General features: G+C 37.8%; 20 protein-coding genes. 17 read left to right on the plus strand and 3 right to left on the minus strand.

Going from position 1 to position 25,225, the window contains the following annotated elements; all coding sequences use genetic code 11:
• Positions 1 to 92 precede the first annotated feature (92 nt).
• The 10 genes from galE to PKC96_02975 all read left to right on the plus strand — a co-directional run bounded on the left by galE (position 93) and on the right by PKC96_02975 (position 13,495).
• A complete protein-coding gene (gene galE, locus PKC96_02930) occupies positions 93 to 1,100 on the plus strand; it encodes a UDP-glucose 4-epimerase GalE (GenBank protein ID HMM00284.1) in 1,008 nt (335 codons plus the stop codon).
• A 71-nt stretch (positions 1,101 to 1,171) separates the two neighbouring features.
• Positions 1,172 to 1,603 carry a hypothetical protein gene (locus tag PKC96_02935; GenBank protein ID HMM00285.1) on the plus strand — a complete coding sequence of 144 codons (432 nt, stop codon included), beginning with the start codon at positions 1,172 to 1,174 and terminating at the stop codon, positions 1,601 to 1,603.
• A complete protein-coding gene (locus PKC96_02940; GenBank protein HMM00286.1) occupies positions 1,593 to 5,684 on the plus strand; it encodes a glycosyltransferase in 4,092 nt (1,363 codons plus the stop codon). Before PKC96_02935 ends, PKC96_02940 begins: the two co-directional genes overlap by 11 nt.
• Positions 5,681 to 6,871, plus strand: coding sequence for a glycosyltransferase (locus PKC96_02945; protein ID HMM00287.1), 1,191 nt, complete (start codon positions 5,681 to 5,683; stop codon positions 6,869 to 6,871). The genes PKC96_02940 and PKC96_02945 overlap by 4 nt, the downstream gene beginning before the upstream one ends.
• On the plus strand, positions 6,868 to 7,980 hold the full coding sequence (locus tag PKC96_02950; GenBank protein ID HMM00288.1) for an NAD-dependent epimerase/dehydratase family protein: 1,113 nt from the start codon (positions 6,868 to 6,870) through the stop codon (positions 7,978 to 7,980). The genes PKC96_02945 and PKC96_02950 overlap by 4 nt, the downstream gene beginning before the upstream one ends.
• A 114-nt stretch (positions 7,981 to 8,094) precedes the next feature.
• Positions 8,095 to 9,393 carry a Wzz/FepE/Etk N-terminal domain-containing protein gene (locus PKC96_02955; GenBank protein HMM00289.1) on the plus strand — a complete coding sequence of 433 codons (1,299 nt, stop codon included), beginning with the start codon at positions 8,095 to 8,097 and terminating at the stop codon, positions 9,391 to 9,393.
• Between the two features lie 156 nt (positions 9,394 to 9,549).
• Positions 9,550 to 10,671: a UDP-N-acetylglucosamine 2-epimerase (non-hydrolyzing) gene (gene wecB / locus PKC96_02960; GenBank protein HMM00290.1), complete on the plus strand. Its 1,122-nt coding sequence runs from the start codon at positions 9,550 to 9,552 to the stop codon at positions 10,669 to 10,671.
• 14 nt (positions 10,672 to 10,685) lie between these two features.
• Positions 10,686 to 11,696: a polysaccharide biosynthesis protein gene (locus tag PKC96_02965; protein HMM00291.1), complete on the plus strand. Its 1,011-nt coding sequence runs from the start codon at positions 10,686 to 10,688 to the stop codon at positions 11,694 to 11,696.
• 12 nt (positions 11,697 to 11,708) lie between these two features.
• A complete protein-coding gene (locus PKC96_02970; GenBank protein ID HMM00292.1) occupies positions 11,709 to 12,899 on the plus strand; it encodes a glycosyltransferase family 4 protein in 1,191 nt (396 codons plus the stop codon).
• Positions 12,881 to 13,495 (plus strand): sugar transferase, encoded by a 615-nt coding sequence (locus PKC96_02975; protein HMM00293.1) that lies wholly within the window; start codon positions 12,881 to 12,883, stop codon positions 13,493 to 13,495. The genes PKC96_02970 and PKC96_02975 overlap by 19 nt, the downstream gene beginning before the upstream one ends.
• Before the next feature lie 12 nt (positions 13,496 to 13,507).
• Here the strand turns inward: PKC96_02975 and PKC96_02980 are convergent, their stop codons facing one another.
• From PKC96_02980 to PKC96_02990, 3 genes are all read right to left on the minus strand, one after another.
• On the minus strand, positions 13,508 to 14,350 hold the full coding sequence (locus PKC96_02980) for a LicD family protein (GenBank protein ID HMM00294.1): 843 nt from the start codon (positions 14,348 to 14,350) through the stop codon (positions 13,508 to 13,510).
• 6 nt (positions 14,351 to 14,356) lie between these two features.
• Positions 14,357 to 14,752, minus strand: coding sequence for a glycerol-3-phosphate cytidylyltransferase (gene tagD / locus PKC96_02985; GenBank protein HMM00295.1), 396 nt, complete (start codon positions 14,750 to 14,752; stop codon positions 14,357 to 14,359).
• An 80-nt stretch (positions 14,753 to 14,832) separates the two neighbouring features.
• On the minus strand, positions 14,833 to 16,071 hold the full coding sequence (locus PKC96_02990; GenBank protein HMM00296.1) for a nucleotide sugar dehydrogenase: 1,239 nt from the start codon (positions 16,069 to 16,071) through the stop codon (positions 14,833 to 14,835).
• A 121-nt stretch (positions 16,072 to 16,192) separates the two neighbouring features.
• Between PKC96_02990 and PKC96_02995 the strand changes: the two genes are divergently transcribed.
• The 7 genes from PKC96_02995 (at position 16,193) to PKC96_03025 (ending at position 25,210) form a co-directional block, all read left to right on the plus strand.
• Positions 16,193 to 17,641 (plus strand): O-antigen ligase family protein, encoded by a 1,449-nt coding sequence (locus PKC96_02995; protein HMM00297.1) that lies wholly within the window; start codon positions 16,193 to 16,195, stop codon positions 17,639 to 17,641.
• 359 nt (positions 17,642 to 18,000) lie between these two features.
• Positions 18,001 to 18,813, plus strand: coding sequence for an AraC family transcriptional regulator (locus tag PKC96_03000; GenBank protein ID HMM00298.1), 813 nt, complete (start codon positions 18,001 to 18,003; stop codon positions 18,811 to 18,813).
• Positions 18,810 to 20,879 (plus strand): glycosyl hydrolase 53 family protein, encoded by a 2,070-nt coding sequence (locus tag PKC96_03005; protein ID HMM00299.1) that lies wholly within the window; start codon positions 18,810 to 18,812, stop codon positions 20,877 to 20,879. Before PKC96_03000 ends, PKC96_03005 begins: the two co-directional genes overlap by 4 nt.
• Positions 20,875 to 22,686: a hypothetical protein gene (locus PKC96_03010; GenBank protein HMM00300.1), complete on the plus strand. Its 1,812-nt coding sequence runs from the start codon at positions 20,875 to 20,877 to the stop codon at positions 22,684 to 22,686. The genes PKC96_03005 and PKC96_03010 overlap by 5 nt, the downstream gene beginning before the upstream one ends.
• Positions 22,659 to 22,904 carry a hypothetical protein gene (locus tag PKC96_03015; GenBank protein ID HMM00301.1) on the plus strand — a complete coding sequence of 82 codons (246 nt, stop codon included), beginning with the start codon at positions 22,659 to 22,661 and terminating at the stop codon, positions 22,902 to 22,904. Before PKC96_03010 ends, PKC96_03015 begins: the two co-directional genes overlap by 28 nt.
• On the plus strand, positions 22,897 to 23,985 hold the full coding sequence (locus PKC96_03020; GenBank protein HMM00302.1) for a glycosyl hydrolase 53 family protein: 1,089 nt from the start codon (positions 22,897 to 22,899) through the stop codon (positions 23,983 to 23,985). Before PKC96_03015 ends, PKC96_03020 begins: the two co-directional genes overlap by 8 nt.
• Before the next feature lie 13 nt (positions 23,986 to 23,998).
• Complete coding sequence (locus PKC96_03025) at positions 23,999 to 25,210, plus strand: extracellular solute-binding protein (protein HMM00303.1); 1,212 nt, start codon at positions 23,999 to 24,001, stop codon at positions 25,208 to 25,210.
• The last annotated feature ends 15 nt before the right edge of the window (positions 25,211 to 25,225 follow it).

Below are 25,225 nucleotides of genomic sequence, written 5' to 3' on the forward strand. Positions count from 1 at the left end.
AATGTCACTTTTTTTGAGGCGGGTCGCCAAGTATAGATTTATTAGATACAAAGTTATAAGATTATAAATGGTTACGGATAAAGGAGAATTTTATGAGTGTATTAGTTACCGGTGGAACAGGCTATATTGGCTCGCACACTGTCGTCGAATTGATAAATGCCGGATATGAGGTTGTTATTGTTGATAACTATATTAACTCTAAACCAGAAGTGCTTGATGCAATTCAGACGATAACGGGTAAAAAACCTCGTTTTTATAATTTAGATGTCATTGATAAAGCGGGGTTAAAAAAGGTTTTTCAGGAAAACAAAATTGACCAAGTCATTCATTTTGCAGGCCTTAAGGCCGTGGGAGAATCGGTTTCAAAACCGTTAGAGTATTACCGGAACAACATTGATTCTACTTTATCGCTGCTTGAGGTAATGCGCCAATTTAAGGTTAACAACCTCGTATTTAGTAGCAGCGCTACTGTTTATGGCGAGGAAAATGATTTTCCTTATGTTGAAACCATGCGGTTAGGAACCCCGACAAGTCCTTATGGGAAAACTAAGCTTTTTATTGAAATGATTTTAAAAGATGTCAACCACGCCAACCCAGGACTTAACGTTGCCGTTTTAAGATATTTCAACCCTATCGGCGCTCATCCTTCGGGACTGATCGGCGAGGATCCTCAGGGATTACCCAATAACCTCATGCCTTATATCACGCGTGTAGCCGCCGGCAAACTGGATACGCTTCATGTTTTTGGCAACGACTATCCAACCCAAGATGGAACATGTGAACGTGATTACATTCACGTTGTCGATCTTGCCTTAGGCCATTTGGCGGCCTTGAAAAAATTGGAAAGCCATCCGGGATTTGTCGTTTATAATCTCGGTACAGGTAAGGGAATTTCTGTTCTTGAACTTATTCACGATTTTGAGGGCGTCAACCACTTGAAGTTAAATTATGTGATTGACAAAAGACGGCCAGGAGATCTACCAGCCTACTGGGCGGACGCGAGCAAGGCGAAACGAGAACTTAATTGGGAAACAAAACTGACAGCTAAAGATGCTTGCCGCGATTCGTGGAATTGGGAAAAGCACAAGAGTGGAAAATAACTTTATTTTCCGTATTAAATTGTAAAATTAATCATATTTCTCTATCATATTAGTAAACGATGGGTAGGGATATGAAAGTAAAGAGCACCAAAAAAAATAAATACTTCAAATATTGGATTTTTTGCGGTGTTTTTTTGTTATCTAGTTGCAACTATTATGCGCATACACCGATAGGTAAATATTCTTTCATAAGTGAATTAATAATCCAGTCTTTAGAATTAAAAGCCAACAATCAGTTCGTTATTTTTGACCAAAACACTTCAACTAGTCTGACGGGAACTTGGGGGCGAAGTGTTGATTTTGTCTATGATGACCGAGGTAACAAAACTTACGATGAAAGTGGAAATGAAATCCACGAAGATCAAATTCATCTTATTTATTTAGACGACAACAATCAGAGCGCTAAAACAGATTTTTACTTTGATAGCCAAGAAAGAATCTTAACCGAAACCGAAATTAATAGCGGGTATGGGGAGAAGAGAGTGTTTGTTTATGTCGCTTAAAACTATAGCAAGTAACTACTCGCCATACTTTCCAAAAATTAAAAAGGCGATAATCATCATTGAAACTTTGCTGGCTTTTTTAATCGGCATTAACTTTTTTAATTATGATAGCTATTTAATGGGACTTCTGGCGGTACTGCTTTTCTCGCGTTTCTTTTTAACCCGCGACCTTAGATTAACATTCGGTGCGCTTTTGGTGTTCTTCTTTTCTATTTTCATATTCTCCTTTTATACATATCATTATGGGCTTGGTTTCTATCCCTTCTTAGCCTATCTAATACTACCCAATCTGCTCTATCAAATTGGTGGAGCCTTTGGTAGAAAAAAACTTCAAAAAGAATTGATGTATCTTTTGGTTGCTTATGCGCTTGGAACGCTCTTATTTCTCGGCCTGCAATTTAGTAAATACTTATCTGATTATGGACTAAATCCCTACCTTTATAGTTCACGCCGATTGTTGGACTTTTGGAGTAAAGGTGCAATTCTCTTATCGCCCACGATGGTCGTTTCCTATATGTTCCCGCTATGCGCTTTACTACTCGCATCTCTGTTCAAAGTTAAAAAGAACTTAGTTCCGCTTATCGTTGGATTATTAGGAGTGATCTTATCAATCGCTATGTCGCTAGTATTAAGAACGCGAACCTTATTCTTCGTTTTACCGTTAGCGATTGCTCTCTATCTGCTTTACTATTTTTACGGTTACGGAAAAACCAGAGTTTTCCGCTTTTTAGCTAGTAGTTTTCTTGTGTTAATTATATTAGGGTTATTTTTGATTTTGACTATTCACTATAATCTATTTTCGATGCGTGACTATTTAAGCACCCACCCCTTGTTCTCCCGCTTTATTGCCCTTAACGAATCGAACAGTGAGCGGATTTCTTTCTATCGTATTTTCTTTAACAATTTCCTTTATTATCCATTTGGCGGAATGTCGGGAGTGGCATTCATCGATAATGGTCATTCAGTACTCTTTCTTTACGCCCATAACGTTTGGTTGGACTTTTATGCTCTAGGGGGCTTTTTGCCCGCATTAGCTTTTCTTGCCATAACAATATATAGCATCCGTAACGCAGTGCTTGTTATAAAGACTCATAATAAATCCCTTGATCACATTATGGCTTTTCTTTTTGTATCAGGTTTTTATTTCTTGCTCGAGCCGGTTTTTGAAGGTAATCTCATTTATTTTCTTTGGGTGATGATGGGCCTTGGATTTCTCGAAAGAATGAAGATTATTGCTCAAAGCCAGCGTGATAAAACTATTTCTATCACTGGTGATTATAAAGTTTTATTTGCCACTAATTTTATATCTGCGCACAATAACTCCTTTCATCAAGAAATGATCAGCCAATTTAAGGAGCGCTATCAAGCCATTACTTTCGCTAAATTAGGCTTAGGGCATGAGAATTATGAGCAAGAAAAGGAATATCCGCAAACGACTTTAATTCATACCAAGGAAGATTTTGCTGCTGCTAAGAAAAAAATATCTGCCGCTCAGGTAATAATATACGGCAACATGCCCTATCGACTAGTGTTTTATTTAATCCGTCATCATAAGGGCAAACAAATATATCGTTTAGCGGAAAGACGTTACAAAAAAGGCGACTACGAAGTTTACTCTCCCCTACGAGTAGCAGTTGATTATCTGATAAATAAATGGCTTGATTTAGCTCAAGTTCGAGTGTTGTCTTTATCCGCCTATACGGCCTTTGATAATGACTTAAATGACTTTGCTCTTAATCGAACTTATCAATGGACATATTTTGCTCCGCTGGCTTCAGAAGATGTCGTCCAGCGTCATTGGAATGAAAAAGAAAAGCCCCACACCTTTAAATTAGTTTGGGTTTCACGTTTGGTTGATTTTAAGCATCCGCAACTGGCCATTGAGTTAGCTCATGCCCTAAAGTTGAAAAAATATAATTTTTCACTGACCATTATCGGCGGAGGCAACGAAGAAGAGCAGAGGAATTTAAATCAGTTAATCGACCAATATCACTTAGGTGCCCAAGTGGAATTAACCGGATTCTTAAATCACGATGAAACGATTGAGCGCATTCGTAAAAGTGATATTCTTCTTTCTACATCTGATCGCGAGGAAGGATTTGGAGTATCAATAGCGGAAGCGATGGCTAATGGAGCGATGGTGGTCAGTTCCTATCTTTCAGGAGCGGCCCCCTTTCTTATTGAGCATAAAAACCAGGGACTGCTATTTGACTACCCAAGAACTGATGATCTTATAAATAAAGTAACATACCTGCTAGACAATCCCAATCTCATATTGGATATGAGCAAGCGAAGTTATGCTTTTTATAAAGAAAACTACGACGTAGGTTTAGGAGTAAGAAAGCTTAAGGGATTAATTGAACATAAAGAAAATTTATCTTCTGGTGAAAGCCACCTTTTATCCCAATGCCAAATCATAAGTGAAGTTGAAGTTCGTAACAAAATGATCGAAGGCGACCAAGAGCTTATTTCACCCCCAAAAGTAACGGCTTTTAATAAAAAAGCGCATACTCTACGTTTTCATGGTTTGGTTTCTTATCTTTCGGTTTTATTGATTGCACTGATCAGTTTTTTCTACACCCCATGGTTAATCAATACACTCGGTCAATCATCCTATGCGATATACTCACTGTCATTTTCGCTTGTTGCTATCTTTACCTTTGATTTTGGCATCGGAACTACCGTATCCACGTTGATTGCAAAATTTAGAGCAACACGCAGTGAAAAGGAGGCGAACGAGGTAACTGGATTGGCCATAAAAATCACTTTAATTTTAGCCCTAGTATTTACAGTGCTTTTACTAGGTTTATATTTTTCGCTCGAATATTTATTTACTAGTCTCGCATACGATGAGTTGGTGGCTTTAAGGATGGTCTATGTAATCTTTGCCATTTATTCTTTGATTACCCTTCAATTTATCCCTTTTAATGGAGTCATTATTGGTAACGAAGAATATGCCAGTCTAAAGACTATAGCCCTTTTCTTTAAGGCGCTTAGTGTTGTTGGTATTGTTATAGCCTTATCAATAAAAGTAGATCTTTATCTTTTCGCCCTAATTTTTGCTCTTGGCAATGTGGCGGAAGCGATTACTAAATATTTATATGCAAAACGAAAAAAACTATTGGGGATACATCCACGTTTTAAAATTGAAGCAAAATTAAAACGTAAATTTTTATCATTAATGGCGTTGGCAGCAATTGAAGGCTTAGCGGCTCGCTTGATTCTTAACCTTGAGCCGACCATATTAGCCTATTTTGGAGGGACGATTCCGGTCGCCGTCTTCGCCCTTGCCTCGGCAATTGAAGGCTATGTCTATTATTTCTCGGATGCGCTTAATGGTCTCTTTCTCCCTCATCTGGCCAAAATGAATAGAAATAAAGCCAGCAGTGAAGACAAAACTAATTTAATGATTAAAGTTGGCCGGTATGAGTTAATTGTTATGGGGTTAATAATTTTTGGTATAACGGTTTTTGGAAATGATTTTATTCTCCATATTTGGAAAATCGGCGCTTCCAATGGGGAAGATTATTCGCAAGCGACGCTTGTACTGATTCTTCTAATCCTACCGGGGCTTATAACTTACACGCAGGAAATCGGTAATTCGCTCTTGCTCATTGAAAACAAAACAAAGTACTTTGCTTACTCTTCCATTGTTGCGGCCAGTATTTCAATTGGCTTATCTATTATTCTTGGGGCACTTTTCCCAAATTATGTTCTCTTATTAGGGGCAATTTCGATTTTTGTTGGTAAGATTGTAGGCTATGGGATAGTGCGTAATTATTACTTTCATAAACATCTTGGACTTGATGTTAAAATGTTTTTTAAAAAGACTCATTTAGCAATTTTGCCGGGTCAGATAATCTTCTTGGGTGTGTCGGTATTTATCTTCTTTTTACTTCCCCAGGCCGATACAATATGGTTTTTAGCCAAAGTGTTTTTTGCCATCATTGCGTATTTACTAATCACCTACAATCTACTTATGAATAAAGCAGAAAAAGCGATTTTTATTCCAATAATAAATAGAATTAATCAATATAGCGACTATGAAAAAATGATAGCGAAGGATAAAATAGCATTATGAAAATAGCTTTCATCAATTCTTTTTATCATAGCGGAAGCACCGGCGATATTGTTTTTGAATTGGCGCAGTATTGTCGTCAGCAAGGACATGAAGTCAAGGTTTTCTATGGACGCGGCCAAAAGGTTGATAAGCAAGAGGCCATTAAAATTGAAGGAATTACTTCACTGTTATGGCATAAGACTATGGCTTTTCTGTTTGACAAAGAAGGGGCTTATTCGCGTTTAGCCACAAAGCGCTTAGTTAACGAGTTAAAGGTTTTCCATCCCGACGTGGTTAATATTCATAATCTTCACGGTCATTATTTATCATATTCATTACTATTTGCTTACTTTCAAGAAGAAAAGATTAAAGTTATTTGGACGCTTCATGATAGTTGGGCTTTTACTGGTCATTGCCCTTTTCCTGATACTTATCAATGTGCGAAGTATAAAACCGCCTGTTATCAATGCCCGGGACGCAGGGATTACCCGGCATCTTTCATCGACCGTTCAAAGCAGAATTATCTTTTAAAAAAACAAATATTTACGCGTGCGCTGCGACTTCATTTCATCTGCCCTTCAAATTATATGCAAGGACAACTAAAGTCATCATTTTTAAGCGCATATCCGAGTTCGGTCATCCATAACGGCATAAGTAGTCAGGTCCCGTTGCTTCATAAAAAGGAAGTTTCTTTCGAGAAGCCCATTACAACCATCCTCGCTATTGCCAATGTCTGGGATTTTCGCAAGAACATAAAGGACATCAATCATCTGGCGAGCCTTTTAAATGCGGACCAAGAAATTATTTTAGTCGGAAAAATTAAGGGCAATATTAATATTGATCGGCGGGTAAAAACGATTGGCTTTATCGCCGATAAGGAAGAAATAAAGCATTTATATCGTTCATCTAGCGTAGTTTTTAACCCCAGTATCGGTGACAACTTCCCCTCGATAAATCTAGAGGCCCTCGCAAATGGAACCCCGATAATTGCTTATGATGTGGGAGGCAATAAGGAAATTATAAATGAGCATAATGGCCTTTTGCTTCAAAGTAGTGATCCACTTCGTTTTGAAAAAATGCTAACTTTTATAAGCAATCAACTTTTTTTAATGCGTGATCATATATCCCTTGATACCAAATTTAGTGTTGATAATTTTTGCAAAAACTATCTAGCCTATTTTAATCAAGTTATGGAGGAAAAAAGATGAGCAAATATCTTCTTATTGGCGGCGGTGGATTTATCGGAATTAATTTTGCTGCCTATCTCAAAGGAAAAGGGCATCAAGTTTTTGTTTTTCACCATAACGATGATTTAACAAAGCTTCCTCTTTTAATTGATAAAAGTGATTTTATCTTTTTACTGGCAGGGGTTAATCGACCGGAGCAAGGAAATTTTAGCGACAATAAAACCTTTGCCGAATCAGTGGTTAAGGCGCTAAAACAGACATCGATGAGGATTCCACTTTTGTTTGCTTCCTCTTTACAGGCGGATGATATCCATAGTGAATATGGAAAGAGCAAGAAAGAAGCGGAAGATGTTCTAAAAAGTTTCTTTGAAATGAGTGGCTATCCAATCTATATTTTGCGCTTGCCAAATATTTTTGGAAAATGGGCAAAGATAAATCATCATTCAGTTGTCGCTACTTTTTCCGATTGCATTATCCGTGAAATAAAGCCGCCTTTTATCAATAAACAAGAAGTTAAAACTTACCTTTATATTGATGATTTAATAGATTTATTTATGGAATATAGTGAAAACAAACATCGTGATGAATTAGGAAAGACTAGCTCAATCGAAAAGGGTGTACCTTTAACCGCAGATGAACTGTTTTCCCGTCTAGAAAACATATATAAAATGTATAAACTTAACACGTTGATTGGGGATTATAGTAACCATTTTGATGTAAGCCTCTTAGCTACTTTGTTAAGTTATATTCCTTTTGCAATGTGGGAGCATTCTATCCAAACACATAGCGATAATCGGGGTAGTTTCATGGAACTAGTTAAAGCTCCGATTGGTGGACAGTTCGCTCTTAATGTCGTTAATCCGTATCAAACTAAAGGCAATCACTACCATATGAGCAAGTGGGAACGTTTTATTATTCTTAAAGGAAAAGGGAGAATAGAAGTTAAAAATGTTATAAATAATGCCTTTTTTTCTTTCAATCTAGATGAAAGCAAGAAGCAGATGATCGATATTATGCCTGGCTTTTCCCATAGATTAATTAACGATTCTTCATCGCCGCTTATGGTTCTTATTTATGCCAGCAGATTGTACGATGAGAGCAATCTAGACACTTATATAGATAATGAATGAAAGAATGCTTTATAGAAAAAGTTAGATTTGTTGTGCAAATGATAAAATATCTTAATGTTTTTAAGTATAAATGGTAAAATACCTTTGGTATAGTTTTTATAACGGGAGAATAATATGATGGAAAACGGGCTTATTGGCGAAGAAAATAGAGGCCTTTCGGTAGGCGAACTTTTTCGTATTTTTTGGCGTAATTTATGGAAGATAATTGTCGTAACCTTAATTGGCGTTATAGCTGGAGTTACTTACTCAAGTGGGGTTATGACTCCAAGGTATACTGCGACAGGATATTTGACATACAAAAATACAATCAGTGCGGAAATTGCGAGTACTTTGAATTCAACATTTAAATCTTCGGTTGTAGCTGAACGAGTGGTGGAAAATTTAGAAATAACATTTGCCAGCGGAAAAGCCATTACCGCACAAGATATAACTGGTGGTATTTCTTCAAATGCTGTGGCAAGTAGTTCACGTACTTATGCGGTTACTTTTTCGTCAAGTGACCCTTCAATTGTTGTCAAAGTTATTAATGAGACGATGGATACGTATACCGATTTTCTTTCCAATAATGATTCCTTTAGTGCAATTGCTCCTAATGTTTCCATTTATCAAAGAGCTTCATCCTATGCTTACACGGGAACTTCCAAGAAAATTGTTGTGCTGGCTTTTACTTTGGCGTTTTTTGTGATATCAACATTTATCTTTGCCTACATTGATATTGATAAAGGCGTTATTCGTAGTAAAAGTGACGTTTTTGATTTTGGTCTACGAGAAATTTTCTTATTAAAGAGCGATGAGAAAAAGCAATCGCTTAAAGAGTTCTTTTCTCTTCAAACACTAAAAGATTTATTTAAACCGAAAACAAAGGGACCTTATCAAGCTGATTCTGTTCTTGAACTTCAAAATTTTATTGATGGATCAATTCTTTCTAAACAAGTAAGAACGATTTTGCTCTCGCAGATAAAACCTAATTACTTGGGAGTTCATTTAGCCAGCGATTTAGCAAAAGTTTATGCTTTAAATGGAAAGAAAACTCTTATTATTGATACCGCCAATGAAGTTAAAAATCATTCTTCCGATATCGTTAGCCTGGCTGAAGGAAGTGCAAAAGAGATTGCAAGTGAAAATGGAGTTGCGTACATTAGTATGCCGGATAGCCCTTATTTGATTGACAGTCTTAAATCGCAAAAAGTTGACAGTTACATTATCAAACTGATTTCGGAATTTGATTATATAATTATTAATACGAACAACGTAGTTAATGATAGTATTCCTCTTCTTCTTGGCAAATATGCTGATGCGATTGTTTTACCGGTTGTTGCTGGAGTTGATAATAAAAAGCAGTTTACTGAATCATTTAACCGGCTGGCAACGATTAAGGAAAATGCATTGCCGATTACAGTTTTAGTTAAATAGGGGTAATTTAAAAAATAATAACGACAGACTGCAGGGATAGATAAAGTGCGGTCTGTTTTTATTAAAAAAGCATATTTGTCTGTATTTTTAATAAAATTAAGACAATTCACGATTTTATGCTTATAATTTAGATGTATTTTCTAAGGAGCAAAAGTAATGCCCAAAAAATTTAAATTAATGACTATCATCGGAACTCGTCCGGAGATAATTCGCCTTTCCCAAATAATTAAAAAAGCGGATATGTTTTTTGACCATATTTTGGTTCATACCGGACAAAACTATGATCATCGTTTAAAAGATATCTTTTTTGAGGATTTGAATTTAAGAACGCCCGATTATTTTCTGGAAATTAATAAAGAAAACTTGGGTACGAATATTGGAAGCATCATCGCTTCAGCTTATGAGGTTATGGAAAAAGAAAAGCCAGATGCAGTGCTGATTTTAGGTGATACGAATAGTGCTCTTTCCTCCATAATTGCTAAAAGACTGCACATCCCCCTTTTTCATATGGAAGCGGGAAATAGAACGGTGGATTGGAATGTCCCGGAAATGACTAATCGAATGATTGTAGATCATATTAGTGACATAAATCTTCCATACACAGAAAGAGCACGGAGAAACCTAATCCACGAAGGAATAGATGATCGTTATATTTTCGTTGTTGGTTCGCCAATGGCGGAGGTCATAAATTCCATGCGGGATAAAATCTCTCATAGTGCTGTTTTATCTTCCTTAAATATAGAAAAAGGCGCGTATTTTCTTTTTGACTTTCATCGGGAAGAAAATGTTGATGATGCTAAAACTCTTGATGGAGTTGTCGCTTCAATCGAGGCGGTTGCTACAAAATATCAACTACCCATTATTGTTTCTCTTCACCCTCGAACGCGGAAAAAAATTGATTTAACCGCAAAAGTGTTTTCTAATCCTTTAATAAAAATTATCGAACCATTATCTTTTAGCGATTATACCTCTCTTGAAATGGATGCCAAAGCGGTTATTAGTGATAGTGGTACTTTGGCAGAAGAAGCTGGTCTACTGCATTTTCGGGGAGTATTAATGCGGACCAGTAATGAGCGACAAGAAGCGGAAGAAGCCGGGACAATTGTATTGGGTGGAAATACTCCAGATTCAATACTTTTGGCACTGGATATGATATTGCATAAGGAGTCGGATTTTGATTTACCAAATGAATACGATTATAAAGATGTATCTTCACGAGTTATAAGTTTAATACCGCATTATACGCGAGTAATCAACAAGCATATATATCATAAATAGAAGCGAGGTCCTATATGGAAAATAGCAAGCAAGTTTTAACGGGAAAAATTGTACTTATAACTGGTGGCACCGGGAGTTTTGGCCACGCTGCAACAAGTAAATTTTTAAAGCTCGGAGTCAAGGAAATAAGAATTCTTTCTCGCGATGAAAAAAAGCAAGATGATATGCGGAAGGAATTTGATGATGATCGATTAAAATTTTACATTGGTGATATTCGTGACTATGCCTCAATTCATGGTGCTTTTCGTGGCGTGGATTACGTGTTTAATGCCGCGGCGTTAAAGCAGGTACCTTCTTGTGAATTTTATCCTTTAGAAGCGGTTAAGACCAATATAATAGGCAGTGATAATGTTGTTACGGCATGTGTCGAAAACAAAGTAAAAAAAGCGGTTTTTCTTTCAACAGACAAAGCTGCTTATCCGATCAATGCGATGGGAATGAGTAAAGCTTTGATGGAAAAAAACATTATTGCGCGTTCGCGGCAAATGATAGCAGGCGATACTATTTTTTGTTTAACAAGATATGGAAATGTTATGGGCAGTCGAGGAAGCGTTATTCCGCTTTTTGTTGAGCAAGCGCATAATCATCGTCCGCTTACGATTACCAATCCACGCATGACGCGATTCATGATGAGCTTAGATGATGCGGTCGAGTTGGTCTTATATGCTTTTGAAAATGGAGAGCAGGGCGATACTTTTATTAAAAAGGGTCCGGCCGTGGATATTGAAACTTTGGCGGACGCAATATTAGATTTAACCAAAAGCAAGGGCGGAAAAACCTATATCGGAACTCGTCACGGGGAAAAAGTTGATGAGGTTCTTATTACATCGGAAGAAATGCTTCGCGCAGAAGAGTACCCGGATTTTTTCTGTATTAAAGCCGACAATCGTGATTTAAATTATGATAAATATGTTTCGCAAGGATATGATAATAATGAATTGGAGAAGATGTATACGTCACAGAATACGAAACAATTGAGTTTTGCGGAAATTAAAAGTCTTCTTCAAGAATTGCATTTGCTTTGATGGAAAGCGGGGATGATGATGAGGGTTGTTTTTTTATCACAGTATTTTATTCCAGAAATATTTTCAAGCACTTATCTTTTTTATGATTTGCTTTTGGCCAGCAAAGAAAACAATAATGAGAATATCATTATCGCTCCTTTTCCGGTTCGTGGGGTTAGCAAAAGTCAAATTGAGAAGTTTTCCATTGCTTATGAAGAAAATGAATATGGAAAAATATATCGTTTCCAATGCTTTACCGGCTTTAAAAATTCGTTTTTTGGGCGTTTCTTAAGGATGCTGTCGCTTGTTCATAAAGAGGTAAAGGCGTTAAAAAAACTTGGTCAAATTGATAAAATTGTTATTCCTTCCACCCCACCGCTTTTTTTGCTTCATGCAGTGAGTCGCTTTGCTAAAAAAAGAAATATTGAATTGATATATCATATTCATGACTTATACCCAGATATTCTTTTTAAATCCAGAAGTCCTTTTTATCATCCCTTAAACCATATTTTGGTGCGAGCCTTAAAAAGAGTAAACAAAATTGTTGTTATATCCACGGATATAAAAGATTCATTGCTAAAAAAAGGAGTTCCCTCCGATAAAATACATGTTATTCCCAATTGGCCACGAGTTAAGTCAAAATTACCTGACTCAACCAATCATGATTTAGAGGCCTTAAAAAGAAATATTGAGTTTGATGGTTCCAAAGTAAATGCTTTTTATATCGGTAATCTTGGCGTATTTCAGGACATGGATGTTATTGTTAAGGCAGCGAAAAAAATAAATGAAACTAATCATCAAGTAAAAATTTCAATTGTCGGTTCAGGATCAAAGCAAAAGCACCTTTTTAAGTTATTAAAGAAATATCAACTGCGGAATATTGCTTTTTATCCGCGGGTTAGTCAGGAAGAAGCGGAATGGCTCTACCTTTTAGCGGATTATAACCTTATCTCTTTAAAACCAGGGGCGATTTTTTCCGCTTGCCCTTCCAAAACATCAATGTGTGTTATGGCTCAAAAACCAATGATTTTAATTGTTGACGAAAACTCGAAGTATGCCGAATCCTTCAAGCAAGGGAATTATATCGTTAATTGTGGTGACTACATGAAATTAGCCGCCGTATTATCTGATTTACAAAAAAGACCCGCGTTTCAAGGCGATTCAGCTTTAGAAGAATACTATGCTAAAGAAAGAAATATTGCATTATGGAAAAAACTACTCTAAGTAACAGACAATCAATTAGGGTTGGGAATTATTTTTATAATTACGTTATAAAAAGGTTATTTGATTTTATTTTTTCTTTATTGTCACTGATATTCTTATCCCCCCTATTTATACTTATCACGATTGTTTTACTTTTCCAAAACAAAGGACATCCTTGTTTTGCTCAAACAAGAGTAGGCGCTAACGAAAAAAACTTTACGCTTTTTAAATTTCGCACCCTACCAATCTCCATGCCAAGTTATGTAACTTCCGAGGAGTTGATTATCGACAAAAAAGCTATTGGAGGATTTCGCTATTTTCTTCGTAAAAGCGGTTTGGATGAACTCCCGCAATTGCTTAATATCGTAAAAGGGGATATGTCATTTATTGGACCACGCCCCGCGATATCGGTTGATAAGGATTTGTTAAAACTTAGAAAAACAAATGGCTCCTACTTATTAAGGCCTGGTTTGACCGGTTTAGCGCAAATAAATTCTCTTCGGTATTTTCGAATTGAAGAAAAAGCAAAGTTTGATGGTGAGTATAATAAAAAGATATCGTTTTTGATGGATCTGAAACTCCTTCTTAAAACGATATCATTTGTCGTTCGCCGCTAGATTAAAGTCAATTTATTTTTGTTTCTTTATGTATTCTTTATAACCGACTGTAGTGCTGACCCCGCTATGATAATGATGGCCATAGCGTTTATTTTCGGGTGGCAATTGCATATAATTTCCATAGACTTGAGTTAAATAGGTGTCATACATTGAAGGAAGTTTTATTTTCAAACCTTCAAATTCGCCTTCCACGCCGTCGCCAAACCATTCCTTTGGATAGGTTTCATGATGAAAGTGCATCGTATGATAGGTGCCAATTACCGTCGCCTTGTCATATGGAATATGCTTGGCCCAAAGTTCTAACAGCCGTGGTGACCAATTGCCAATTATAAATGGGGAAAAAGCAAGAGCAACAATGGTAGCGGGTATATCAAGCCAAAGTTTTTTCCATTTCCAAGGAAACCATTGATGCCCCAAATAAGGGAAATACCAAAAGAACCACATCAGATAAGGTTTAGGACCTCGACCTTGTGTTCGACCTTTCTTTTTGGTGATTCCATCCAAAGGAAAAATATCAATATAAATACCATGATTAAAATTTGTGTGCGCAAATGTTTTTTCAATAAATGTCGTATTGCTATCACGAACTTTGGCAAATAAATATGAATAATTAAAGTCCGATTTGTAAGTTTGAATAAAGTAACCATCCTTAAAATCTTTTTGTAATTTTATAAATTTATCGAAGTCAGGCCGGGGCATACAGACATCGACATCATCGTCCCAAGGAATAAAGCCTTTGTGGCGGACGGCGCCAATGCAAGTTCCGCCATAAAGAAAATACTTTAGATGATGCTTTTCACACACCCCGACAAAAGCTTTTAAAAGTTCGAATTGTTTGGCTTGTAATTCATTCATAGTGTTTTACTTTTCCTGGTCATGAAGCGTCTTCTTTATTTCAGTTGTGGAAATTTCGGGAGTTCGTGGAAGGTAAACCACTTCGCAACAATCTTTCAATTCGTCAAATTTACCTTTCCAATCATCCCCCATTACAAAAAGATCGATATGATACTCTTTTATATCCGATTTTTTTTGATTCCAATTTTCTTCGGGAATGACTAGATCAACATAGCGAATCGCTTCAAGTAACAACTTTCTTTTTTCATAAGGAAAAAATGATTTTTTACCCTTTAAGGCATTAAATTCGTCGGTGGACAAAGCGACAATCAGATAATCGCCGAGAGCCTTAGCTCTTCTAAGCAAGTTAATATGACCATAATGAAGTAAATCAAAGGTCCCGTAAGTAATAACTCTTCGCATACAGGTGCCTCCTTAATGTGCTTGATTTCTATTGAATATTATAAATGGTTTTTGTAAATATTCATCAAAGAAATCGAAAATTAATCGCGAGCAAATAAGTCGCGCGAATAGACGTGCTCAATTACATCGGCTAAATCCTTATTATTTATTCGATTAGCGACGATTACTTTTGACAGCAATTTAAACTTTGCCAAATCATTAACAACCACACTGCCGAAAAAATCGGAACCATCGGGAAGGGTTGGTTCATAAACGATGACTTCAACTCCTTTAGCCTTTAAACGTTTCATAATCCCTTGGATAGAACTCGCCCGAAAATTGTCGGATTCAGATTTCATAGTTAAACGATAAATACCAACTCTGACTTTTTCTTCAGGAGCAACGTAATAGCCTTTATCCCGATCAAAAAAGTAACCGGCCTTTTCCATTATTCGATCGGCGATAAAGTCTTTTCTTGTGCTGTTGCTTTGTACGATGGCTTCAATTAAATTCTGAGGCACATCTTCATAGTTGGCTAATAGTTGCTTAGTGTCTTTGGGCAGGCAATATCCGCCATAACCAAAAGATGGATTGTTGTAATGGGAACCAATACGCGGATCCAATGATACACCATCGATAATATCCTTTGGATTTAGTCCTTTCGATTCCGCATAGGTATCTAATTCGTTAAAAAAAGCTACACGCAAAGCAAGATAGGTGTTGGCAAAAAGTTTTATTGCTTCAGCTTCGGTGGTTCCGGTAAAGATTACATCGATTTCCTCTTTTGTTGCGCCTTCTTTTAAGAGTTTGGCAAATGCTTCAGCTTCTATTTTTTGCTGTTGGTTATTTCGATCATAACCAACTACGATCCGGCTGGGAGAGAGATTGTCTGACAAAGCCTTACCTTCCCGCAAAAATTCAGGGCTAAAAAGTATATTGTCATAGTTAAGTTTCTTCCGTATTTTTTCGGTATAGCCAACGGGAATAGTTGACTTAATTACAATTATGGCCTGAGGGTTGATAGCCTTAGTTTCCTCGATTATGGCTTCGACGGAAGAAGTATCAAAGTAATTTTTCACGGGATCATAATTTGTCGGAGTTGAAATAATTACAAAGTGTGCTCCTTTAATTGCTTCTTGGGGATTTAACGAGGCGGTTAAATTCAAATTTTTAGTGGCAAAAAATTCACTTATTTCTTTATCTAGAATCGGTGAAATCCGATTATTGATTTTATCTACTTTCTCTTGAATAATATCCAAGGCAATGACGTCATTTTTTTGTGCCAGCAAAGTTGCTAACGAAAGGCCGACATATCCTGTACCGGCGACTGCAATTTTCATATTGTACCTCTCTCTTCCTTTTTTACAATTATAAGCAAAAATAAAGAGTTTATAAACAAAACAATGTAAAATTTGATACACTTATGATAGACTACATTTTGCTTTCAGGGGGACTTTTTTGATGAAGGCCGAAAAAAAACTTGCGCACGTATTTGATAATATTCTTTTTTGGGCATTGTTATTAGCGACAATATTGTTGTTTGAGAATAGTTTTATAGTGCCTGGAGTTGATTTATATAGTTTTGACTTTGTGTACTTTTTGATCATCTCAATTTTTGCTGTGGCTTTCAACATTCGCTTTATTTTATCTGATGTAATGTATCGCCTAAGCACTTTTGGAACTATAGTTTTAATATATTTGATTGTTCTATTTGGTGCGCATGCGCTTAATGTTCTTTCTTTTTCCAACTCTTTTTCGCATTCTTTTCTATTGAGCTCGGGATCCATTCAAACGATTGATATTCCGGTTGACACCCTGGATAGGTTAAGATCAATCCTTTATATGTTTACGAATGCCCTATTTATTTTTTCGGTTTTAATTGCTTTGCCAAGGAGAAAAAAAGCGATTTTTTATGTCAGGCAAGTTGGGTATATTGGCGTGATTATGGGATTCGCTTTCATAGTCTATAGTTTGATTACTGAATGGACTGCGTATGTTGGATTTGTACAAGGCGATGTAATTAATATGTCTTGGAAAATTAACAGTGCCTTTGTCCACCGGAATCAGTTTGCTAGTTTTCTTTTCTTTTCCTTTATATTTTTGTTGTATTTCTTTGCCACTGCCAAGCGACATGGCTGGATTTACATATTGCTTTCTATACCATTCTATATTGTGATATTTTTCACTTTATCAAAGACAAATATTATCATTTCTACAATAGCTTATGCAGGGATATATTTTTATTGGCTGATAGCAAAATTTAAAGTGCACAAAGCTTTATCAATATCGACATTTGTATTTCTTTTGGCAATTGGCGCTAGTGTTTTGGCGTTTAGATTTTCAGCTCAACTAAAAGACACGACTATCGGTTTAATATTGGTTAAATATCTTCCCGATTCAATGTTTACTGGAGGGACTATAAAGGCGCGATATGTCATATGGCGAGTTTCGATTTCTTTTATTGATAGTTTAAAATCGCTGATTCTTGGAAAAGGATTCTTTTTATCCAAGACATTTTTAGGGTACGCACTCAGTTATGAGCCGTCAGCCCATTTTGCCTATGTTCTTGGCAATTTCCACAGCGGATATATCGAAACACTTGTGACTGGAGGATTAATTCTTTTTATTCCCTATATGGCGTTTATTGTTTTTATGTTCTATGTCGATTTTAGAATTTTCCGCACTGATAAGAAATATGGTGTTTTTGCCTTTATTGCCCTTATCACCTTCTTGCTTCATTCTAGCGATGAGGCGATATCCCTTTTCCTTTTCTCGGGTGAAGGCGTTCTCCACTCAATACCCGTTATTCTTCCTCAACTAATCTACTATCATAAGTACATAAAAAAAGATCCCGTAATCGAGTTTGGCATCGGCCATACGAGCCTTATTGCTGTGAACGATAATAAGTAACGATTGTTAAAATTTAAAATGCCTATTGGAATGGCTTGCCAATAGGCTTTTTTTAACTTAATTAAACTTAATTTTTATGAAAATAATCGTATAGGAAAAAATAGGAAATCAATTCACGATTTAAGTATTTTTATGGTGAATACTGATTAGTTAGAAAAAGAAAATAAATGGCATATCAGTGGATAATTATGGTTTTTCGTGTGTTATATTACCTGATAATTGATATATAAAAATCTAATATTTTATGTAAAAAAGGGCTTACATCGACCAAAAGTATAATTTTTTTGCATAAAAATATATTGAAAACTCATTAAAACTCCATATACTGAAATTGTAGATTAAAGGAAAATAAGCAAAATATGAACGCATTCATCAACACTAATGACGGTTTTAGCGACCTTGAACTTAAGGAATGTGGTCGCGAAATATGTATCCCCAATAAGGTTTTTCATTTTACTTCAAAGACCTATTACCTTGTCCACTACATAATTGATGGCGAAGGATCATTATCGTTAAATGGCAAGAATTATCATCTAAAGAAAGGAATGGCCTTTTTCTTTGAACCATTTAGTGAACCTGAATACCATCCCGATCAAAAGAATCCTTGGACGTATGTTTGGATTGGTTTTACAGGCAATCAAGTTAAGGGGATGCTTGATTCGCTCGGTATCGATGGATTTAATCCGATTTATTTTGATGGCGAGGGAACGTTGGCCAATTACTTTGAAATGATATATCACCGTTTCCAAGAACGAGGCATTATCGATATTAGTTGCATAGGCATTTTTTACCAGGTGTTGGGCGATATGCTTTATCGCAAGGAGCGTCTATTGGAAGAAGTAAGTAAACCAAAAAGACACATTGTCGCGGCGATAACTTTTATCGCAAACAATTATCAATTTAAAATCAGTATTGAAGATATTGCCAACAATGTCGGTGTCACACCGAACTATTTGGCCGGACTTTTCAAGGATACTTACGGAATATCGGTAAAGCGGTTTTTGACTGAGTATCGCATGGATAAAGCTAAATTACTTTTACGCAATGGAGCTTACAACGTCAAAGCCGTAGCCAAACTGGTCGGATACGATAATCAGCTTCATTTTTCCGGTGAGTTTAAAAAGAACGTCGGAGTGGCTCCGATGGAATACATCAAGGAGAACCTTTCATGAAAAAAAACAAGGAGTTGACGCTTGCCATTCTAAGCCTTTCATTATTAGCCGGTTGCGGAGGAGGCAATAATTCCAGCAACGTTAAATTCACCTATCAAGATGTCGATTTTACTCCCATAATTGGGAGTGCGACCAATGATGAAATGTATGATTATAATGCCCTGAAAGTTAACCCGATAAGCAATCTGCGCGATGATTTTGCTATGGGAGTGGATGCATCGATGGTGCAAGAGATTGAATCGCTTGGAGGGAAGTATTTTAACTCCAGCGGTCAAGAGCAAGACGTATTTCAAATTTTGGCCGACAATGGGGTAAATTTTTTCCGAGTCCGCCTTTGGAATAACCCGATGAATGCGGTTGGCGATGGATATGGGGGTGGCGATACGGATGCAAGAAGTGCTATTGCGATGAGTAAACGGGCTCAAGCCGCCGGACTAAATGTTCTTGTCGATTTCCACTATAGTGATTTTTGGGCTGATCCCGATCAACAACGGACACCGACAAAATGGATGAGTTACGACGCGAGCGAGGTGGAAGAAGCGGTTAAGAATTTTACCAAAACAACGCTTAATCAATTTCATAATGCGGGAGTGAAGGTCAATGCCATTCAAATTGGTAATGAGATAAACAACGGAATGTTATATCCATATGGCAAAATCGATTGGAACGATTCCAAGGCCGGTTTTGACCAAGTGGCAAATTTCTTAAAAGCAGGAATAACTGGAGCCAAAGAAGTAAATCCGGATATTTATACGGTAATTCACTTGGCTAATGGGGGCGCAAAAGATGAGTTTGATGTTTATTTTAGTGCTTTAACTGAACGTAAGGTACCATACGATATAATTGGAGTTAGTTACTATCCTTATTACCATGGAACACTAGAGGCATTAAAGTCTAATCTCGATAATCTGGCGACCAAATTTAAAAAGCCAATTATGATTATGGAAATGAGTTATGGGTATACGACGGAAAGTAATGCCTATACGGCCAACACCTATAATAGCGCGATGGAAGATGCCGGAAAGTATTTAACCTCAATTCAGGGACAGGCCACCGCCATTCACGATGTCAGTGAAATATTGGCTGATGTCCCCAATAATCTTGGATTAGGAATATTCTATTGGGAACCGGGATGGCTGCCGATCGAAGGCGCCTGTTGGGCGACAGCAGAGGGGCAAGCCTGGGCCGAATACGGAGATGGATATTCCGCGACCTATGTGAGCAAGTTTAACGATGGGCTGGCTACTTGGAGTAATCAGGGTTTATTCTCCTACACGGGGAAGGTTCTACCGAGTTTAGCAACTTTTAAATTAATGCGGGGTCCGCAAAACCCGATTGAAGAAACGGTTAGTCAAGTTCGAAGCTCCTCAATTAGTGTTACTTTAAATATCGCCGAGCACGAACAGATGCCTACCACTTATGGTGTGGAGACGAATTTTGATGCTATTCGGCAAGCGCCAGTAAGTTGGAACACCATTGATTTAGCTCAGTTAGAAGTCCCGGGCAATTATGTTGTCCGCGGAACGGTCAATAATTCTTATTCGGTTACGGCTAACGTTAACGTAATTGAAAATTATATTCGCGACGGAGGATTTGAAAATCAAGGCGATACGGATCAGTTACTGTTGCCATGGGTTATTGCCAGTTCGACACCTGATGATGCGGTTGTGGTGAAACTGAATCGAAAGCCACAGGATGTCCGTTCGGGAATCAGCGATTTAAATTGGTACCATTCATCAGCCGTTTTTACTTTTGATGTCAAACAAGAAATCAACTCTTTACCCAGTGGAACTTACAGTTTAAAAACGTATATTATGGCCATAGCTGAAAGCGATATTGCGCATGATTATCTTGATGTTTATGTAGAGATAAATGGAGTTAAGACGCTTTTATCAATGAAGGATAAAGTCATCGGTTGGGGAACACCGGAAAATTACTATATTTTAGCGCAAATTGATAATATTTCTATTCAAGAAGGAGATCAGGTTAGTATTGGAATTCAAGGTCAAGGTCAGCCTGGAGCTTGGGGCCATGCTGATGACTGGTCACTGGTAAAGGTGGATTAATATGCTGATGCTTAATCTTATTCACCGACCGGAACTAGCTCCCGAATATGCGATAAACGGAGCCCTTTCTTCTCGCGACCAACTAGAGAAAGAATCGCTGGAAATTTTCTTTCTTCAACAGGAAATCGCTCATAGGAATGGGCTTAAAACAACGATTCAAATGACTTATGCTTCCTTGTTTTCTCCGTTGGCGGTTAAGACCGCGAAAGAGCATCATGCCAAGTATGGTGACGAGATAGCTCTTACCTTTCTCGGACTTGACTGCCCATCTTTTAAGCAAAAATATCAGACTCGGGATTTTTGTATTTGGATGTTTTCATTTGCGGATAAAATGCGGATTGTTGATGATGTTTTTAATAAATTTTTCGAAGTGTTTGGATTCTATCCGACGGCAACCGGATCGTATTTTATGGATGCCGATTTAATAAACTACATCAAAGAAAAATACCCGATGGTGGTGGCGGCGGTTGCAACTTGCTTTGAAGAGGGCCCAAAAGCTTATCACACGACGAATAATTCCTGGTATACATTTATGGACGGCGGGCCATGGAATCCGTGGATTCCAAGTAAGATTAATTCGCACATTCCGGCAGCCTCACTCGATGATGATAGCGGAATTGTGGCCATACCTCATCTCAGTCGAGACTTAAATGCCTGCTATGATGGTAATGGCTCAAACTTCGGAACTCATCCTCAGAACGTTCTCCGGGGAATGATTTATCGGGATGGTAAATATCCTTATTTATATAAACTGATTGATCAATATCGTCATCTAGGAAAGTATAATAATGGTTTTTCCTACAATATGATGTTTGTCGGACCGGGATGGCTAAATAAGCAAGGTCGCTGGGAAGCTCCATTTTCACTTCTTAAGAAAAGTTATGAAGATGGACTAAACTATTATGGTGAATTAAAAAAGAAAGGTGAATTAATCGATATGGGAATGAGTGAATTTGCTCATTACTATCGCTCTACTCATCATTATCATCAGCCGGAGATTGCCCTTTGGAATGATATTCTCTATGGCGGAGACAAACAATATTTTTGGTATATTGATAGCAATATGCGTCTTTTGGCGGATTTAAACCAGGGCGGAGCCATTGTCGATTTACGGCCTTATGCGGGCAAACTCTATTGGCCGGTTGGAATCGGAACTAAACATATAGTCGATGCCTCCTATCCGTTTTTAATCCAAGCCAATTATCGGGCGGGTTTTTTTACCCATTATGCGGGTGAAGGAACGCTTAAATCCGTTCGCTTTTATCATCGTGAGGAAAAAATCGACTTAGCCCTATGTCGAACTAAAGGCCACTACCGGCAAGAAGGAACCATCCGATCATTAATTGTTGAACCGGTGGAAATTATCTTTAAGGACGGCTTAAAAGTTAAAATCGCCTCGCGTATTGTTTTTAAAGAAAATGAAAGTCGAATATTTTTTGAAAGAGAAATTTTGGCGATGTCTGATCCAAAGGCGGATTTAATGGCCGAGGAATATATTACGGCGAGTTATGGTACGACCGAATATCCGGAAGATATGACTTCGATTGTTTTATCCGTAAGTGATGGCGAGCGCCGCCAAACGCTCGATTATGCTTATCAAGACCGGGAAATAGTTTTGAACGGGGGACAAGCCAGCGCTGATATTCCGCCTTTAAATATTCAATTGGTGGCGTCCGGCCAACAAATTGATCAAGCAATGGCGCACGAAGGTTATGCTTTTTCACCGATGTTTACCTTGTCATTAAGAAAAAAACTGTGCGAAAAGGAGACGATGGTAACATGGCTCAATCTCGAAAAGAAAAATTAAATTACCGCTGCCCAAGTTGCTTCATGCGCGATTTGGACGTCGATTTATTTTACGACCCAAATAAAGAGGAGTATTACTGCCTCCGGTGTAACTTTCATGGCGACGAAAAAAGAATCCTAGAGTTAAACGAAATGGCAAAGTTTCGCTATGGTCTGATGGAAAAAAGAATAACTTCCTATCCGGATGACGGCGATGAAAAGGAAAGTAATCATGATTAAAGGAATAGATATATCTTCCCTTTTAGAAATGGAAGCCAGCAATCAAAAATATTACTATCAGCATGTTTTGATTACGGATATGTTCCAGTTTTTAAGAGAGCAAGGTATCAACTCTATTCGTCTTCGGCTGTGGGTTGATCCCTATGATGCCGAGGGTGAACCGTATCTTGGAGGAACCTGCGATTTAAATCGGGTTCTGCTTATGGCCAAGCGCTTGGCCAAAGCAGGATTTACGCTTCTCCTTGATTTTCATTTCTCGGATTTTTGGACCGATCCGGGCAAGCAAATTAAACCGAAGGCCTGGAAAAACTTTTCTTTTGATGAATTGAATACCACTATACGGACATATACCGAAAAGACGATTCGCGCTTTTAAAGACCATGCAATTAAATTGAGTTATATTCAAATCGGAAATGAAATTACCAATGGCTTTTTGTGGCCGGACGGAAAGCTTTATAATCAGAACGAACTTATTGCTGGCGGTTATGAAAGAATGTCTATGCTTTTAAAGAGTGCAATTAAAGGCGTAAAAAAAGTTGACACCGAGGCCAAGATTATTCTTCATTTAGAACGGAGCGGAGATCAAAAGATTTATCGTGAATGGTTTACTAATGTTATAAAGAACGGGGTTGTCTTCGATATTATCGGCTTAAGTTACTATCCCTTCTATCATGGGGCGATTGTCAACCTTAAGCAAACGATCGAATTGTGCCATCATGAACTGCACCATCCGACTTTGATTGTCGAAACCGGTTATGTGCATACATTGCTCCCGGCACCGGGAGCCAAGATGGTGGTTGAAGATTATGAATCCGGCCATGTCCCCTATCCCTATAGCGAGGAAGGACAGGCTTTATTTATGCGTGATTTGATTAAGTTTATTAAAGAACAACAAATTTTAGGCTTCTATTACTGGGAACCACTTTGGTTGCCGGCTAAAAATATCAGTTGGAGCAGTGCTTCAGGAAGAGTGTATATCCACGAGGAAGAAAAAAGCGATGGCAATGAATGGAGCAATCATGCACTTTTTGATTATGAAGGTGAGTCTTTACTAGCTTGGCAGGAAATAAAAAAGGGATAAAGGAGCCAAAAAAATGAAAAAGAAAATTATTCTTGGACTATCAAGTATCTTATTGCTATCCGGCTGCGGAGGAAGTGGCACCAGTGAAAGTAAAATCACCCTCACAGTTTGGGAAGATGTCAATAATCACGAAATGCTTCAAACGGTCGCGGAAAACTTTATAGCCAATTACAAAACCAAGTATCCTTCCGCCGCCGATATTGCCATCAATTTTGTCGAGGAGACCGAAGGTGCGGCGACCGACGATCTGTCACGCGATGGTCCTGCCGGCAACGGACCGGATGTTTTTGCCTTTGTCCACGACACATTAAGCAGTGCGGTCAACAATGATTTGATTGCACCGGTAAGCGATTCCGACTATCTATTAAATCACCATAGTGCGGAAGCGGTGAAAGCTTTTACCTATGAAGATATTGTCTATGGCTATCCGATAACGAGTGAATCGCTGGTATTAATGTACGATGGCAACAAACTTACGGCCAACGATGTGACCAGTTATGAAAATATCAAGGCCAGTGGCCAAAAAATAGTGCAGGACGTCGCTAACTCATCCTCTTGCGCTTACTATACATTTAATTTTTTAAATGATGTAAACCTATTTGGTGAAAATGGAGTGGACAAAAATCAATTAAATCTTGCTACCACCCAGGCGGTCAATAACCTCACGACATTAACTAAAGAATATCAAAATGTAATCGTTAACGGGACTCCGGATGAAGCGTTGACGATTATCGGCGTGGGCGATGCCGGCGGGGTTATTTCCTCACCCTATCTTTGGTCCACATTTAAAGACAGAATTGGAGCTTCGGCTAAAATGGCGGTTGTTCCCAGTATTAACGGTCTCACCGCGCGCCCGTTCAGCGGATATAAAGGATATGGCGTTTCCCGATATTCTAAACACCCCGAACTGGCACAGATGTTAGCCAAATACTTAGTCGGTGATTTGGCGCAAGAAATAAGGTTTGTTCAAAAAGGACTGATACCGACCCTAGTTGACAATACTTCGCTCAATTCGCGGGTAGCCTCTTCTAGCGAAGCAACGACTTTTATTGAATCATTAAATAATTCCTTAACAATGCCGAATATTGTTGCCATGGGAAGTTATTGGGCCGATATGCAAGATGCCATTACGGAGATATGGAATCTAGGCGCAAGTGCGACCGATTCAGCCGTAGCGACGATTTTATCGACGACGACAGGCTCAATCAAAAATAAAATTGCCTGATTCCGAGGAGAAAAA

This window comes from Bacilli bacterium, assembly GCA_035326105.1.
GTDB lineage: Bacteria > Bacillota_I > Bacilli_A > RFN20 > CAG-826 > UBA7706.